The following is a 15,533-nucleotide window of genomic DNA, read 5'->3' on the forward strand; positions in this document are numbered from 1 at the left end:
ATCGAAAGGGCCTGCGACATCGTCGCAGGCCCTTTTTCGTTACCGGGAGCGATCGCCGCGCGGCTCGCCTCGACGGCGCCGTTCAGCCCCGCTTGAGCCTGAGCACCTCGGCCACGTCCTGGTTGCCCTGGTAGCGCGTGAAGGCGGGCTCCCGCTGGTCGGCGCCGTACATCGCCATCCGGTCGGCCAGCTCGTTGCCCTCGACCCCGGCGTGGCCCTTGACGTGGGCGATGGCGACCTTCGCCTTGAGGCGCTCGTAGAGGGCGTGGGTCGGCTGGATGATCTCCGGGTTCTTGATCGCCTGGCCGTCGGCCTTCTTCCAGCCGCGCTTCTTCCAGCCGCCGGCCCACTTGGTGATGGCGTTGATGGTGTAGGTGGAGTCGCAGTGGATGCGCACCGAGGCACCCCGGGCGATCTCCTGCTCGGCCACCCGCAGCGCCTGGTGGAAGGCGTTCAGCTCGGCGGTGTTGTTGGTGCCCTGGGGGTTGTGCAGCCCGTACCAGAGCTCGGCGAGCACCCCCTGGCGGTAGACCACCATGCCCGAGCCGGCATCGCCGGGGTTGGGCTCGCAGGCGCCGTCGCAGTAGATCTCGGTATCGAAGCGCTGGGCCGGCTCGTCGCGGGCAGGCGCCGTTTTGGTGCGCCGCGCGGCACCGCTGGCGGCCTTCGTGGCGGAGGCGCTCGACGTCCGGGGCGTGCGCGCCGGGGCGGCGCCACCCGGCCCCTTGGCGAAGGCGGCCTCGGCCTCCTCGCGGGAGGGGAAGGACTTGTAGCGGGCCTTGGGATAGCCCTTCACCTGGCGACTGCACTCGTCCCAGGTGCTGAAGATACCGGTCTGTCGCCCGACCCAGACGACGTAGGACTTGGGGCCTTTCCGTGCTGCCATGCGGCGCTCCGTGATGGGGTGGCTCGGTGTCAGTGATGGCTGAGTCTGGCCGCACGCGATCCTCGCGGACCGTCGTTCGCACTCGCTCGGCGTCGACGAGCGGCACGCGGCGAGGCGCCGTCGCGACGGGACCAATTCTACGGGAGGGACGCGCGCGCTGCCGAATTCGCGGCCGCTGGCTCGTGTCGAAAGGCGACGATTCGGGTGGTGATGTCGCCTTGTGTGTATTTAAGGTCGTTTTGCGTCGAATCAAGCGGGCAGGATACCCCCACACTGTCGCCATTCCCATCCGAGAACCCCAGGAGGTCGACCATGAACCGCAACGTCATCCTGACCTGCGCCGTCACCGGTGCCGGCGATACCGCCGGCAAGAACCCCAATGTCCCGGTCACGCCGCAGCAGATCGCCGACAACTGCATCGAGGCCGCCCGCGCCGGCGCCAGCGTCGCCCACATCCACGTGCGCGACCCCGAGACCGGCGGCATCAGCCACTCCACCGAGCACTTCCGCGAGGTGATGGAGCGCGTCCGCGAGGCCGACGTCGACATCGTCATGAACATCACCGCCGGCGGCGGCGGCGACTGGGTGCCGGACGTCGAGGATCCGACCCGCGGCGGCCCGGGCACCGACATCCAGACCCCGGCCGAGCGCCATGCCCCGGTGGGCGAGCTGCTGCCCGAGCTCTGCACCCTGGACTGCGGCAGCCTCAACTTCGGCGACATGGTCTACGTCAACACCGCCGACTGGCTGCGCGAGCACGCCCGCCTGGTGCAGGCCGCCGGCGTCAAGCCCGAGCTCGAGTGCTTCGACCTGGGCCACGTCTGGTTCGCCCGCCAGCTGCAGCAGGAAGGCCTGCTCGACGGCGACCCGCTGTTTCAGCTCTGCCTGGGCATTCCCTGGGGCGCCGAGGCCGACCCCGAGACCATGCTGGCGATGCGCAACAAGCTGCCGGAGAACGCCAACTGGGCCGCCTTCGGCATCGGCCGCCACCAGATGCCGATGGTCGCCCAGGCGATGCTGCTCGGCGGCCACGCCCGGGTCGGCCTGGAGGACAACCTCTACCTCGAGAAGGGCGTGATGGCCACCAACGGCGGCCTGGTCGAGAAGGCCGGCACCATCATCGAGAACCTCGGCGGTCGCATCATGACCCCGGCCGAGACCCGCGCGCACCTCAAGCTGCGCGACCCGAACACTGGCCTGACCGTCGAGACAGCCGTGGGAGGTGAGGCATGAGCCAGCAGCTGACCGTCATCGGCACCGGCGTCATCGGTAACGGCTGGATCGCCCGGGCCCTGGCCCGCGGCTGGGACGTGGTCGCCTTCGACCCGGCCGAGGGCGCCGCCGAGCGCACCCGCAGCTTCGTCGCCAACGCCTGGCCGTCCCTCGAGAAGCTGGGCCTCGCCGAGGGCGCCGACCCGGCGCGACTGACCTTCGTCGCGAGCCTCGAGGAAGCCGTGGCCGGCGCCGACCTGGTCCAGGAGAACGTGCCCGAGCGCCTCGAGCTCAAGCGCGAGATCCTCGCCGCCATCGATGCCGCCGCCGCCCCGGGCACGATCGTCGGCTCCTCCACCTCGGGCTTCAAGCCCAGCGACCTGCAGCGCGACTGCACCTGGGTCCCGGGGCGGGTGATCGTCGCTCACCCCTTCAACCCGGTCTATCTGCTGCCGCTGGTCGAGCTGGTCGGCGGCGAGGCCACCGAGCCCCACCAGATCGAGCGGGCCCAGGCGCTCTACCAGGACCTGGCCATGCGCCCGCTGGTGGTGCGTCGCGAGATCGAGGGCCATATCGCCGATCGCCTGATGGAGGCGCTGTGGCGCGAGGCGCTGCACCTGGTCAACGACGGCGTCGCCACCACCGAGGAGATCGATGCCGCCGTGGTCTACGGCTGCGGCCTGCGCTGGTCGCTGATGGGTACCTTCCTGACCTTCCACCTGGCCGGCGGCGAGCAGGGCATGCGTCACATGCTCGAGCAGTTTGGTCCGGCGCTGAAGCTGCCCTGGACCAAGCTCGAGGCCCCGGAGCTCACCGATGAGCTGATCGACAAGGTGGTCGAGGGCTGCGAGTACCAGGCCGCCGATCGTCCGGTCGCCGAGCTCGATCGCCGCCGCGACGACTTCCTGGTCGAGCTGCTCGACCTGGTGCAGAAGTACTGGCCCGAGGCCGAAGGCCTGGAGGGGCGCATCTGATGGCGCTGATGGAGATCCGTGTCGCCCCGGAGTGGGTCGACTACAACGGCCACATGAACGATGCCGAGTACGCGCGGGTGTTCTCGCTGGGCGTGGAGGCGCTGATGGACGCCATTGGCCTCGACGAGGCCGGAAGGGCGCGCCATGGCTACACGATCTACACCCTGGAGACGCACCTCTGCTACCGTCGCGAGGCCCACGAGGGCCAGCCGCTGTCGGTCGAGGTGACGGTGCTGGCGCGTGACGCCAAGCGCCTGCACGTCTTCTTCACCATGCACGACCGCGAGGGCACGCTGCTGGCCACCAGCGAGCAGATGCTGATGGGCATCGACAGCGATGCCGGTCGCCCGGCCCCCTTCCCGGAGGCCGTGGCCGGCGTCATCGAGACGCTGCCCGCCGCCGCCGAGAGCGAGTGGCCGGAACTCGCCGGCCGTCGCATCGGGCTGCCGCCCAAGCGCTGAACGGCTTCGGCCGTTACGCCAAGAACATGGACGCCGAGAACAATAACGAGGTACCGCCCGGCCGACGCCGGGCGGTTTACGGGATCGCCGGCCCGAGGCCCGGCTCAAGAGGACGACGTCATCGCTACTCCAACTCCCCCCACCCCGCCGACACGCCGTGCCAGCCATGAGGTCGAGACTTCGACCGACTACATGGTCACCGAGCTCTCCCAGGACGGCTTCTTCAGCGGCATGCACAAGGGCATGACCATCACCGCTGCGCTGCTGGTGCTCGGCTTCGTGCTCTTCACCGGCGTGATGCCGGAGCTCGCCGGCGGCCTGTTCGGCACCACCCGCGCCTGGATCGAGACCACCTTCAGCGGCTACTACCTGATCACCGTGATGATCCTGCTGGCGGTGTGCGGCTACATCGTGCTCAGCCGCCACGGTGGCGTGCGCCTGGGCCCCGACGACAGCCGACCCGACTTCAGCAACTTCGCCTGGTTCTCGATGCTGTTCTCCGCCGGCATCGGCATCGGCATCCTGTTCTTCGGCGTCGCCGAGCCGGTCTTCTACTTCGACAACACCGGCGCCTTCGGCTACCCCAACAACCCCCACGCCGACATGGCCGGCGCCGCCGCCATGAACCACGAGCGGGCCATCGATGCGCTGCGCGTCTCGGTGTTCCACTGGGGACTGCACGGCTGGGCGATCTACGTGATCGTCGGCATGTCGCTGGCCTACTTCGCCTACCGCAAGGGGCTGCCCCTGGCGCTGCGCTCGGCGCTCTATCCGTTCATCGGCGAGCGCATCTTCGGCCCCATCGGCCACGCGGTGGACATCCTCGGCGTGCTCGGCTGCGTGTTCGGCGTCGCCACCTCGCTGGGGCTCGGCGTCAGCCAGATGGCCGTGGGTCTGGAGCGCCTGGTCGGCACCGACCCGGGGCTCAATACCCAGCTGGTGCTGATCGCCGTCATCTCGGCGGTGTCGGTCATCTCGGCGGTCTCCGGGGTCCAGCGCGGCATCAAGATCATCTCGGAGATGAACATCTGGGTCTCGGTGGCCGTGGTCGCGACCTTCCTGATCGGCGGGCCGACCCTGTGGCTGGTCAGCACCTTCGGCGAGACCGTTCTCGACTACGCCCTCAACTTCATCCCCATGGGGCTGTGGTTCGCCGACGATCCCGGCACGACCGAGTGGCAGCAGGGCTGGACCATCTTCTACTGGGGCTGGTGGCTGGCCTGGGCGCCGTTCGTCGGCATCTTCATCGCGCGCATCTCCCGCGGCCGCACCCTGCGTGAATTCGTGCTCGGCGTGCTGCTGGTGCCGACGATGATCATCTTCGTCTGGCTGATCATCTTCGGCGGCAACGCCCTGCACCAGGAGCTCACCGCCGCCGGCGGCCCGGGCAGCGGCGGGATCATCGAACTGGTCAACGCCTGGAACCTGCCGGCCGCACTGTTCGCCAGCGCCGACGGCATCGCCGGCACCGGGGCCTTCGGCTGGGTGCTCTCTGCGCTGATGGTGTTCCTGCTGATGAGCTGGTTCGTCACCTCGTCGGACTCCGGCACCCTGGTGCTGACCACCATCCTGTCGTTGGGCAACGAGGAGCCGCCGAAGCGCTTCCGCGTGTTCTGGGGCGTGGTGATCGGCCTGGTGGCCGCGACACTGTTGATGGCCGGCGGCCTCAAGGCGCTGCAGACCGCGCTGATCGCCGCGGCCCTGCCGCTGAGCGTGGTGATCCTGGTGATGACCGCCGGCGTGCTGGTCTCGCTGTTTCGCGAGTCGCGTCGCCGCATCGGGGCGACCCAGCGCCAGTGACCCGACGCCGCGTCCTCGCGCGGGTCGATGAAGGCGGCCGAGATACCCCCGGGTATCTCGGCCGCTTCCGTTGCACCGTCCCGGCCGCCTACAATCGGCGCTCGATGCCGGCCCACTCCTCGCCCAGGTGCTCCATGCGACTCCAGCCTCCCTCGTCCATCCCGGAGCGTCTCGGTTTCCTGCTGCTGCCGCGCTTCGCCATGGTGGCCTTCTTCTCGGCCATCGAGCCGCTGCGTATCGCCAACCGCATCAGCGGGCAGACGCTCTTCCAGTGGGACCTGATCAGCCGCGACGGCGGGCCGGTGGAGGCCTCCAACGGCATGACCCTGGCGGCCGACTGCAGCCTGGATGACGTGCCGATGGCGCCGAGCCTGGCGGTGTGCGCGAGCTTCGCGCCGGACGCCGCCATCGACGCCGCGCTGCTCGAGTGGCTGCGCGAGCGGGCCGCCCAAGGCGTCACCCTGGGCGGCATGGACACCGGCTGCTTCGTGCTGGCCGCCGCCGACCTGCTCGCCGACCAGACGGTGACCCTGCACTGGGAGAGCCTGCCGGAGTTTCGCGAGCGCTTCCCAGAGATCGAGGCGGTGGAGTCGGTCTTCGAGGTCACGCCGAGCGGCTTCTCCTGCGCCGGCGGCAGCGCGGCCATCGACATGAGCCTGGACCTGATCCGGCGGCGTCATGGCGATGACCTGGCCGACCGGGTCCGCGATCAGCTCGTCCACCACCAGGGACGCCGGCCGGCGAGCCGCCAGCGTGGCCTGCCGGGCCAGGGCCTCGACCCGCTGATCCATCGCGCCATCGTGCTGATGGAGGATCACCTCGAGGCGCCGCTGAGCATCCGCGCGCTCGCCGACGAGCTGGGGCTCGGCTGGCGCCGCCTGGAGCGCCTCTTCGAGCGGGACCTCACCTGCTCGCCCCAGCGCTTCTACGTGGAGCGTCGCCTGGCCCATGCCCACCGGCTGCTGCGCGAGACACGCCACCCGATCACCCAGATCGCCCTGGCCAGCGGCTTCGCCTCCGCCTCGAGCTTCACCCGTGCCTTCCGCCGCCATCATGGCGTGACGCCGAGCCAGCTGCGCCGCGGCCTCGAGCCGAGCTGACTGTCGAATCGTGCACAGTGGGTGTCGAATCGGGTCGCATCTCGCCCCGTTTCGGCTGTCATCCTGTGGCCATGCTCAACGCCAACGGGAGACACCCCATGACCACGCTACCGCTTACCCCCGACTACGACGCCTGGCCCATCGAGGCCGACCTCGAGAGTGTCTCCTCCACCCCGCGCCTGGTGACGGTGCACTGGAGCGACGGCCGCGTCAGCCGCTACCACAGCGTCTGGCTGCGCGAGAACGCCGCCGACGACACCACCGTCAACGCGGCGACCCGGGAGCGCATCCTGGACCTCTCCACGCTGCCGGCCTGGCCGGAGGTCGAGGGCGCCGAGATCGACGCCGCCGGTGCGCTCTGCGTGGACTTCGCCGTGGAGGATCGCCGCCTGCGCTTCCATCCCGGCTGGCTGCGCGCCCACGACTACGACAACCTCCACGACGCCGAGGCGCCGCTGGTGCCGGTGACTCACTGGCTGGGCGGTCCCGAGGCCGGCCCGGACACCCTCTCGGCCGCCGGGCTGCTCGACACCGCCCCCGATAGCGAGGCCGAGGAGGCGATCCTCGCCCCGGCGCTTGCGAGCGTGCTCGGCAAGGGCCTCGTGCGCCTGCGCGACCTGCCCACCGAGCCGGGTTCCCTGGAGGCCATCGCCCATCGCATCGGGCCGATCCGAGACACCAACTTCGGCGGCCTGTTCAACGTCCGGGCCAAGCCGGACCCGGACTCCAACGCCTACACCTCCATCGCCCTGCCGCCGCATACCGACCTGCCGACCCGCGAGTACCACCCCGGCCTGCAGATGCTGCACTGCCTGGAGAACAGCGTCGAAGGCGGCCAGGCGGTGATGCTCGACGGCTTCGCCGTGGCCGAGGCGCTGCGCGAGCGCCATCCCGACGCCTGGGAGACCCTGACCCGGGTTCGCTGGTGCTATGCGAACACCGCCAAGACCACCGACTACGTCTGGTTCGAGCCGATGATCCGCCTGGACGCCCGGGGCGAACTGCTCGAGGTGCGCATCGCCGACTTCCTGCGCGGCCCGCTGCAGACCGCCTTCGAGGACGTCGAGCCGGCCTATGAGGCGCTGATGACCCTGCAGCGCCTGCTGGGCGATCCGGCCTTCGCGATCCGCTTCACCTACCACCCCGGGGACCTGGTGATCTTCGACAACCGTCGCCTGCTGCACGCCCGGGACGCCTTCGAGGGCAGCGCCGGCCGCCGCTGGCTGCAGGGCTGCTACATGGAGCGCGACGAGATCCGCTCGCGCTATCGCATGATCCAGCGGGCCCGGCGCCGTCGGCGGGTCACCGCCGAGGCCTGAGGCCTTTGGTGAACGCGATAACGAACTCGCCCCGGCCTATGGCGGGGCGATCTCGCTGGGTGGCTGCTAAGCGTCGCGTTAAGGGGGGCGTCAGAGCGTCATGAAGGGCGCGTCCTGCCGGTCGGTGAACCGGTAGACCTCGTAGGGCGAGCGCTGGGGGCCGGGCATGCCGGGGGTGCCGATCGGCATGCCCGCAAGGCCGATGCCGTCGATCGACGGGCGCTCCTCGAACAGCCGTTCCACGGCCGCCATCGGCACGTGACCCTCGATCACGTAGTCGCCCATGGTGACGGTGTGGCAGGAGCCGAGCCCGTAGGGCACGCCGGCGTCGGCCTTGACCTGGCCAAGCGGCCGGTCGTCGACGACCGTGACCTCGACGCCCAGCGCCTCGAGGTGCCGGGCATAGCCGTCGCAGCAGGCGCACTGCGGGTTCTTGTAGAGGGTGGCCTGGGTCGGCAGGGCGGCCTGGACGGTCCCGGCGCCCAGCAGCAAGGCGGTGGAGAGCAGCAGCGGCGGAGCGAGGCGGGTCATGAGCGATCCTCCCGGGAAGCGCGTGACGTGAACAGGTACTTGGTGAGGGCCGCGATGCCGAGGCCCAGCAGCAGCAGGACGGCGAGCGGCATCAGCCAGCCCATCCAGCCCATGGCGCCCATCAGGGCGAAGCAGTCGGTGGTCATCATGAGGTGACTCCTGACGAGAGTGCGAAATGATCCGGTGGCGGCGATGCCGGCGCACCGAGCAAGGCTAGCGTCGCGTCAGGGTCTGGGAGGGGGCCGGGCCGGCAGGAGAGCGTGATCGACCAGCGCCGGGCCGGCGGCGTCGATCGGCGTGGCGGCCGGCAGGGAAGCCATGACGGGCACCGCGGCCACGGCCGCGCAGGCGCCGCAGTCCAGGTCATCCCCCGCCAGCATGTCGGCCTGGGTCGTCGTGCAATCGGCGGCGCAGGCGTCCATCGCCGCGTGGCCTGAGAGGCTCGCCACCGACAGCAGCACCGCGAGCAGCAACGCCAGCAGGCGCTGGCCTTGTCGGGGATGTGGGTGTCGAGCCGGTGCGGTCATGGGGGAGTGTCACCTCGTCGTGGCAGCCTCATTGTGAGTCCACTGGGCGATCCGCCACCTTGATCCAGCGCAAGGGATGGCCGCATCGCCCGTGGAGCCCGTCAAGCGCCGGCGTCATGGCTGACGCGGCTGGCCTGAGGCACCCTGCCGGAGCCGTTGACGCTGTTCGTCGGTCAGCAGGTCCCGCAGCTGATTATGCAGGCGCACCCGATCCGCCATCATCGCGCCCTGCAGCTCGGCCATCTGGTCATGAAGGGACTTCACCTCGTCGGGGTCCGGCGCCTCGGCATGCATCTCTTCCATCAGCGCCATGCGCAGATCCATCATCTGCCCCATGCGGTCGAACTGGGCGGGACGGTGCTGCTGCATCAGCTCACGCATCTCGCGACGCTGATCCGGCTCGAGCTCGAGCCCCTGCATCATGCCGTAGCCCATCATGCCTGGGCCCATGCCGCCCTGGCCTTGGCCCATCATGCCGGGCCCCATGCCGCCCTGCTGGCCGTAGCCCATCATGCCGGGGCCCATGCCGCCCTGCTGGCCGTAGCCCATCATGCCTGGGCCCATGCCGCCCTGCTGGCCGTAGCCCATCATGCCGGGGCCCATGCCGCCCTGCTGGCCGTAGCCCATCATGCCGGGGCCCATGCCGCCCTGCTGGCCGTAGCCCATCATGCCGGGTCCCATGCCGCCCTGCTGGCCGTAGCCCATCATGCCGGGCCCCATGCCACCCTGATGGCCGTAGCCCATCATGCCGCCGGCGCCATGTTGACCTTGATGCGTACCGTGAGCGGAAGCGGCGCCGCTGGCGGCGATGCCGAGGCCGGCCGCCAGGGCGATGGCGATGACGTGTTGGTATCTGACCATGATCGTTCTCCTCGTCGTGCGTAGGGTAGGAGCGACATCTCCCCCGAGGGGAAGACGCTGGCAACTTTCGTTATGAGCTTACAACCCTTGGGTCGCCCAGAGGTCAAGCGCCCCGCGGGGTACTTGATGCCGACGCCCGGTTTCAGTCTCGTTTCAGGTTGCTAGGGTATAAAGGGCACTCCCCGATACGACGCGAGAGGTACCCGCGATGCGCAAGACGCTACTGGCCCTGACTCTGGGGCTCGTCACCGGCACCGCCTTCGCCGCCGGCGAGCACGGTGGTTCCCATGCGCCGGCCGACGCCGAGGTCGACCGCACCATCCGCCTCGAGGCGGGCGACATGTGGTTCGATGCCGAATCACTGGACGTTACACCTGGCCAAACGATCCGCTTCGAGATCACCAACACCGGTAATCTAGCCCACGAGTTCGTGATCGGCGACGCCGAGGCCCAGGAGGCTCACCGGGACATGATGCAGCAGATGAGTGGTGGCCATGATGATCAAGGTCATGGTAGCCATGGCGGCCACGACATGGCCGAGGGGCAGCACGGCGGCCAGATGCCTGCCGTGACCCTGGCCCCGGGAGAGCGCGCCACGCTCGTCTGGACCGCTCCGAAGAATGTGGATAGCCTCGAATACGCCTGCAACATTCCCGGGCATTACCAAGCGGGCATGTCGGGCCGCATCGAGCTGCAGGAGTGAACTGGCTCGGCGAGCACCACCTTGACCCTTGGGTCACACAAGGGTTCTAGGCTGGAGGTAACGTGCGGGGCGCCACCGCAGCCATCGGCAAGGCGATGGTGCGGAATGGCCTGGAGTGTCCGGGCGCCCCGATCCGCTCCCGCTACCGCCAGGAGGTCGATGATCATGAGCCACGCTACCTCGGCATCGTCTGCGCCGCATGAGAGCGCTCGCCTCTACCGCATGAAGACGGACGAGCATCTGTGCCCATTTGGCCTGAAGACCCTGGATCTGCTCGAGCGCAAGGGCTATCGGGTGGACGATCACACCCTCGATTCTCGCGAGGCGATCGAGGCGTTCAAGGAAGAGGCCGGCGTCGATACCACGCCCCAGGTCTATATCGGCGATACGCGCGTGGGGGGCTATGAGGAGGTCCGCGAGTATCTCGGCATGAGCGTGCCCGGCGAGAAGGAGACCAGTTATCAGCCCGTCATCGCCATCTTCGCGACCTCCCTGCTGATCGGCCTGGCGGTGAGCTGGACGGCCAGCGACACCCTCGTCTCCGGGCGCATGCTGGAGTATGCGATCGCCGCTGCCATGACCCTGCTGGGGCTCCAGAAGCTGCAGGATGTCGAAAGTTTCAGCACCATGTTCCTCAACTACGACCTGCTCGCCCAGCGCCACGTCCGCTACGGCTATGTCTACCCCTTCGCCGAGACCCTGGCCGGTGTCCTGATGCTGGCCGGTGCCTTTATCTGGCTCGCCGCCCCCCTGGCGCTCTTCATCGGCACGGTGGGCGCCGTCTCGGTCTTCAAGGCCGTCTATATCGACAAGCGAGAGCTGAAGTGCGCCTGCGTCGGCGGCAACAGCAATGTTCCCCTGGGCTTCGTTTCCCTGACCGAGAACCTGGTCATGATCTTCATGGGACTGTGGATGCCCTTGAAAGCGCTCCTGTCGTGAGGCCCGGGTATCGAAGGCAGGCACCCGCGTGCTGCATGGCAACATCAAGAGTTGATATACTCTCGCATCGAGGACGGCGGGACGCCCCGCCGATCCACATGCCCTTCGTTGGGGAGTAGCCGGCTCACGCCCTCGTGAGCATGCCTGTCAACACAGTCGGCCAGATGCCGTGGCAGGTGTACCTCCGGGTTGGCGAGACCATCGACTGTGCGGTGCCCCAGGCCGGGCGCGCCGCGCCGTCGTGGTGACCGCCCGGCCGGGATGCGATTCAGGATGACGCTGCTGTCCACCACCCTGCTGGCCTTTTCCATGTCCACCGATGCCTTCGCCGCCGCCATCGGCAAGGGGGCCGTGCTGCACCAGCCGCGCTTTCGCGAGGCGCTGCGCACGGGGCTGATCTTCGGGGTGATCGAGGGCCTGACGCCGCTGATCGGCTGGGTACTGGGCTACGGCGCCTCGCGTCATATCGACGCCTGGGACCACTGGGTGGTCTTCGCCCTGCTGCTGCTGTTGGGCGGGCGCATGATCCTCGCCGGCCTCGCCGCGCCCGAGCCGGCGGGGCAGGCGGATGACCCGCCGCGTCGCCACGGCGGCTGGCTGCTGGTCGCCACCGCCGTCACCACCAGCATCGATGCGTTGACCGTGGGGGTCGGGCTGGCCTTCATGGAGGTCAATATCCTGGTCACCGCCCTGGCCATCGGCCTGGCCACCACCCTGATGGCGACCCTGGGCGTGCTGCTGGGGCGCCGCCTCGGGGCGCTGATCGGCAAGCGGGCGGAGCTGCTCGGCGGGGTCGTGCTGATCGGTATCGGCACCGCCATCCTGCACGACCATGTGGGGCTCTGGTAGGGCCCGGGCCGGGTGGGTGTCGCCCGGCATCCCCGCGCTCGCCTCGACGACAGCCCCAACGAAACGCCCCGGCCAATGGCCGGGGCGTCTGCGTCTCGGGACGGTCGTTCATTCAGGCGTTCAGGGTTCGATGCGCGCGTTGGCGTCGGTGAAGCCCATCAGCGAGATGTCCAGGTCCATGCGGTTGCCGCGCGGGCCGACCAGGCTCAGGGTCGCGCTGCTACCGCCGCGCAGGTCGCTGAGCAGCGCCGGCGGCACCGGCAGGTCGGCGCGGCAGCCCTGCTGCAGGCAGACCTGATAGGGGAACTGGGCCGGCTCACCGCCGCCCACGGCGAGCTGCAGGCCCGCGGCGAGGCGCACGCCCAGCGGCAGCAGGAAGGTCATCGCCGGCCGGCCCTCGAGCTCCGGCGGATAGCCCAGGATCACCCGCATCAGCGGATCGCTGCTGTTCGGGTTGGTGACCAGCTGGCTCATGGTGCAGGGGCCCTGCTGGCCCTCGGGCGGGCAGAGTACCTGCCAATCGCGGAACTGCTCGGTCTGGACATTGGCCCCGGCGGCGCCCGGCGTCGCCTGCTGGGCGAAGGCCGTGGGCGCGATGGCCAGCAGCGACAGCAGGGCGGTCATGCACAGGCGTCTGGTCAGACGGTTCGACATCGGTGTTTCCTCCTCGGCCTCGAGGGCCATGAACGCTCGTGGGGGTCGCGGCATTCGGCACTCGTCACCGCACAGAGAGGGCCTCCTGGGGCGCGGTGAGAGATCCGACACTAGAGCACAACCATGCCTGTTCGCTGGCGCGAGGTCGAGCCCGGCCGCCGCCGGGGGCGATGAGCGGGCCTGGCCCGCTCATCGTGGCATGGCCCCGTACGGGGCCACGGGTCCCGGCCAGAGAAGAGCCCCCTCTCCGGCAGGGCCGGAGAGGGGCGGGGGTCAGCGTCGCGGCTCGGAGAGCAGTCCCTTGATGATGGCGTAGCAGGCCGCCAGCAGGACCAGCGTGAACGGCAGGCCGGTGGTGATCACCGCCGTCTGCAGTGCGGCGAGGCCGCCACCCAGCAACAGGGCGATGGCGATCACGCCCTCGATGATGGCCCAGAACATGCGCTGCGGCTTCGGCGCATCGACCTTGCCGCCGGCGGTGATGGAGTCGATCACCAGCGAGCCGGAGTCCGACGAGGTGATGAAGAACACCATCACCAGCACGATCCCCACGAAGGACGTGATCGAGGTCAGCGGCAGCTGGCCCAGCATCGTGAACAGCTGCAGCTCGAGCGCCGCTTCCTTGACGCCCTGGAAGTTGTCGCTGATCACCTGGTCGATGGCGGTGCCCCCGAAGGCGGTCATCCACAGCACCGAGACCAGCGACGGCACCAGTAGCACGGCGATCAGGAATTCGCGCACGGAGCGGCCGCGGCTGACGCGGGCGATGAACATGCCGACGAACGGTGACCAGGAGATCCACCATGCCCAGTAGAAGGCGGTCCAGCCCTGGCTGAAGTTGGCGTCCTCACGCCCGAAGGGCATCGACAGGGCGGGCAGATGAACCAGGTAGGCGCTCAGGTTATCGAGGAAGCCGGTGGCGATGGCCAGTGTCGGACCGACGGCAATCACGAAGGCCAGCAGCAGGAAGGCCAGCACCATGTTGATCTGGGAGAGGCGCTGCACGCCCTTGTCGACGCCGGCCATGACGGAGAGCAGCGCCACCGCGCTGATCCCGATGATCAGCAGCACCATGGTGACGTTGTTGTTGGGAACGTCGAACAGGTAGCCGAGTCCGGCAGCGGCCTGCGAGGCCCCCAGGCCGAGCGAGGTCGCCAGGCCGAAGAGGGTCGCGAACACCGCCAGGATGTCGATCACATGGCCCGGCCAGCCCCAGATCCGCTCGCCCAGGATCGGGTAGAAGATCGAGCGCATGGTCAGCGGCAGGCCCTTGTTGAAGGAGAACAGCGCCAGTGCCAGCGCCACCACCGCATAGATCCCCCAGGGGTGCAGGCCCCAGTGGAAGATGGTGGCCGCCATGGCCAGCGAGATCGCCCCGTCGGTGTCGCCGGCCGCGGCGCCCAGCGGTGCCCAGTCGGTCCGGGCGCCACCCTCCATGCTGGTGCCGCCCAGGGCGGTACCGAAGTGGGTCAGCGGCTCCGAGACGCCGTAGAACATCAGGCCGATGCCCATGCCGGCGGCAAACAGCATCGCGAACCAGCCCGTGTAGCTGAAGTCCGGCGTGGCGTGGGCCCCGCCGATCCTGATCTTGCCCAGGGGCGTGAAGATCAGCCCCACGGCGAGGAGCACGAAGACGTTGGCCGCCAGCAGGAAGAACCAGGACATGTTGCCGGTCAGGAAGGCGAAGACCGCATCGAAGATCGGCTCGACCTGGTCCTGCAGGGCCAGGGTGATGAACACGAAAAAGAGGATCGTCAGGGCGGATATCGAGAACACCTTGCCGTGCAGGTCGACATCGAGGCCGAAGCGGCTGGCGGTCACGTTGTCCTGGCCGATCACGTAGTCGGTATCGATCAGGTTCGCCGGGCCTTCCGGCCTGGGGACGCCGTCAGAGACAGGGGTGCCTTTGTCTCTGGGCGCTTGGGGGGAGTCTTTTTCCATGGGGAAACCTCCGGTGGGGGAAACGAAAGGAGAGCGTCGCGCGTGTTCACGGTCACATCGATGTGGCGGGTGTCGGGAAATCTCGCGACTCCCCGAGGGCCGTCTCGAGGGCCGCGCCGGCGAAGGTGCCGCTGCGTCACGATCTGAGGGTCCGAAAGCCTCGCCAGTCTGAGGATTCGCCCGGGGAATTGCCACTTCGGGTCTCAACGCTCGGCATCGGCTGGCGCCGACCATCCCCCTGAAGCGCCGGGCAGAAACCTGACCTGGATCGCGCGGGCCGCGATCCTTCCTTCACGGAACGGGGGCGGCCCGTTACGCTGCCCGTACCTGTCAGCCCGCAACTGTCATTTCATCTTGAGGAGGGCCCGTGGCCATTTCATGTTTTGCCGACCTGCTGGACGAGGCGCGTGCCCAGTCCGAGCCCCAGCGCCTGCTGTTCGTCTTCACCCGCGCCGAACTGCCCGACCACCCCAGCGAGGAGCAGCGGCGTCGCTTCGAGCAGGGCGAGGGCGGCGTGCTGACCCCGGTGGTCTGCGTCGACAAGGCCCCCGAGGCGCTGACCGACATGGCGGCGCTGCTGGCGGAGTCCCGCGAGACCGGCGCCGAGTGGGACATCGTCTTCGTGGCGGCCCTGGCCGGCCAGAACGCCGAGGCAGAGGCCGAGCAGCACCTCAACCGCATGGTGGAGTCGCTGAAGATGGGCAATGTCGCGTCCTTCCTGGCCTTCGACCGCCAGGGCGAGGCGGTGAGCATCGGCTGACGCCCGTCGGCTGGGA

Annotated in this window: 17 protein-coding genes; 10 read left to right on the forward strand and 7 right to left on the reverse strand. The window is 69.1% G+C overall.

The annotated features are described in order from the left end of the window. Positions 1-82: 82 nt before the first annotated feature. Entirely contained in the window at positions 83-886 is an 804-nt protein-coding gene (locus tag ACGTNG_RS08205; protein ID WP_394576523.1) for a ribonuclease H family protein, read from the reverse strand. Positions 887-1,198: 312 nt separating this feature from the next. Between ACGTNG_RS08205 and ACGTNG_RS08210 the strand changes: the two genes are divergently transcribed. The 6 genes from ACGTNG_RS08210 to ACGTNG_RS08235 all read left to right on the forward strand — a co-directional run bounded on the left by ACGTNG_RS08210 (position 1,199) and on the right by ACGTNG_RS08235 (position 7,752). Further along, positions 1,199-2,119 carry a beta-keto acid cleavage family enzyme gene (locus ACGTNG_RS08210; RefSeq protein ID WP_394576524.1) on the forward strand — a complete coding sequence of 307 codons (921 nt, stop codon included), beginning with the start codon at positions 1,199-1,201 and terminating at the stop codon, positions 2,117-2,119. After that, complete coding sequence (locus ACGTNG_RS08215; protein WP_394576525.1) at positions 2,116-3,072, forward strand: L-carnitine dehydrogenase; 957 nt, start codon at positions 2,116-2,118, stop codon at positions 3,070-3,072. Before ACGTNG_RS08210 ends, ACGTNG_RS08215 begins: the two co-directional genes overlap by 4 nt. Beyond that, the gene (locus ACGTNG_RS08220; protein ID WP_394576526.1) at positions 3,072-3,533 is read left to right on the forward strand and encodes a thioesterase family protein; all 462 of its coding nucleotides are present in this window, start codon (positions 3,072-3,074) and stop codon (positions 3,531-3,533) included. The genes ACGTNG_RS08215 and ACGTNG_RS08220 overlap by 1 nt, the downstream gene beginning before the upstream one ends. 192 nt (positions 3,534-3,725) lie before the next feature. Continuing rightward, positions 3,726-5,333, forward strand: coding sequence for a BCCT family transporter (locus ACGTNG_RS08225; protein ID WP_394576527.1), 1,608 nt, complete (start codon positions 3,726-3,728; stop codon positions 5,331-5,333). 134 nt (positions 5,334-5,467) lie between these two features. Beyond that, complete coding sequence (locus ACGTNG_RS08230; protein ID WP_394576528.1) at positions 5,468-6,433, forward strand: GlxA family transcriptional regulator; 966 nt, start codon at positions 5,468-5,470, stop codon at positions 6,431-6,433. Positions 6,434-6,531: 98 nt separating this feature from the next. After that, on the forward strand, positions 6,532-7,752 hold the full coding sequence (locus ACGTNG_RS08235) for a TauD/TfdA family dioxygenase (RefSeq protein WP_394576529.1): 1,221 nt from the start codon (positions 6,532-6,534) through the stop codon (positions 7,750-7,752). Positions 7,753-7,842: 90 nt separating this feature from the next. On the opposite strand, the gene ACGTNG_RS08240 is transcribed toward ACGTNG_RS08235, so the two are convergent. The 4 genes from ACGTNG_RS08240 to ACGTNG_RS08255 form a co-directional block, all read right to left on the reverse strand. Continuing rightward, positions 7,843-8,283: a DUF411 domain-containing protein gene (locus ACGTNG_RS08240; protein WP_394576530.1), complete on the reverse strand. Its 441-nt coding sequence runs from the start codon at positions 8,281-8,283 to the stop codon at positions 7,843-7,845. Then, positions 8,280-8,432 (reverse strand): hypothetical protein, encoded by a 153-nt coding sequence (locus tag ACGTNG_RS08245; protein ID WP_394576531.1) that lies wholly within the window; start codon positions 8,430-8,432, stop codon positions 8,280-8,282. Before ACGTNG_RS08245 ends, ACGTNG_RS08240 begins: the two co-directional genes overlap by 4 nt. 75 nt (positions 8,433-8,507) lie before the next feature. Next, on the reverse strand, positions 8,508-8,810 hold the full coding sequence (locus tag ACGTNG_RS08250; RefSeq protein ID WP_394576532.1) for a hypothetical protein: 303 nt from the start codon (positions 8,808-8,810) through the stop codon (positions 8,508-8,510). 114 nt (positions 8,811-8,924) lie between these two features. Then, entirely contained in the window at positions 8,925-9,671 is a 747-nt protein-coding gene (locus ACGTNG_RS08255) for a Spy/CpxP family protein refolding chaperone (protein WP_394576533.1), read from the reverse strand. Positions 9,672-9,879: 208 nt separating this feature from the next. Between ACGTNG_RS08255 and ACGTNG_RS08260 the strand changes: the two genes are divergently transcribed. From ACGTNG_RS08260 to mntP, 3 genes are all read left to right on the forward strand, one after another. Then, complete coding sequence (locus ACGTNG_RS08260; RefSeq protein ID WP_394576534.1) at positions 9,880-10,374, forward strand: cupredoxin domain-containing protein; 495 nt, start codon at positions 9,880-9,882, stop codon at positions 10,372-10,374. Between the two features lie 165 nt (positions 10,375-10,539). Next, positions 10,540-11,313, forward strand: coding sequence for a glutaredoxin family protein (locus ACGTNG_RS08265; RefSeq protein WP_394576535.1), 774 nt, complete (start codon positions 10,540-10,542; stop codon positions 11,311-11,313). A gap of 273 nt (positions 11,314-11,586) precedes the next feature. After that, positions 11,587-12,162 (forward strand): manganese efflux pump MntP, encoded by a 576-nt coding sequence (mntP, locus tag ACGTNG_RS08270; protein ID WP_394576536.1) that lies wholly within the window; start codon positions 11,587-11,589, stop codon positions 12,160-12,162. 120 nt (positions 12,163-12,282) lie between these two features. Here the strand turns inward: mntP and ACGTNG_RS08275 are convergent, their stop codons facing one another. Continuing rightward, positions 12,283-12,816 (reverse strand): invasion associated locus B family protein, encoded by a 534-nt coding sequence (locus ACGTNG_RS08275; RefSeq protein WP_394576537.1) that lies wholly within the window; start codon positions 12,814-12,816, stop codon positions 12,283-12,285. A gap of 273 nt (positions 12,817-13,089) precedes the next feature. Further along, positions 13,090-14,757, reverse strand: a complete 1,668-nt coding sequence (locus ACGTNG_RS08280; RefSeq protein WP_394576538.1) for a BCCT family transporter — start codon at positions 14,755-14,757, stop codon at positions 13,090-13,092. A 367-nt stretch (positions 14,758-15,124) separates the two neighbouring features. Between ACGTNG_RS08280 and ACGTNG_RS08285 the strand changes: the two genes are divergently transcribed. Continuing rightward, complete coding sequence (locus ACGTNG_RS08285; protein WP_394576539.1) at positions 15,125-15,517, forward strand: ribonucleotide reductase subunit alpha; 393 nt, start codon at positions 15,125-15,127, stop codon at positions 15,515-15,517. The last annotated feature ends 16 nt before the right edge of the window (positions 15,518-15,533 follow it).

The sequence above is a fragment of the Halomonas sp. B23F22_3 genome, from assembly GCF_043496965.1.
Taxonomy (GTDB): Bacteria; Pseudomonadota; Gammaproteobacteria; order Pseudomonadales; family Halomonadaceae; genus Halomonas.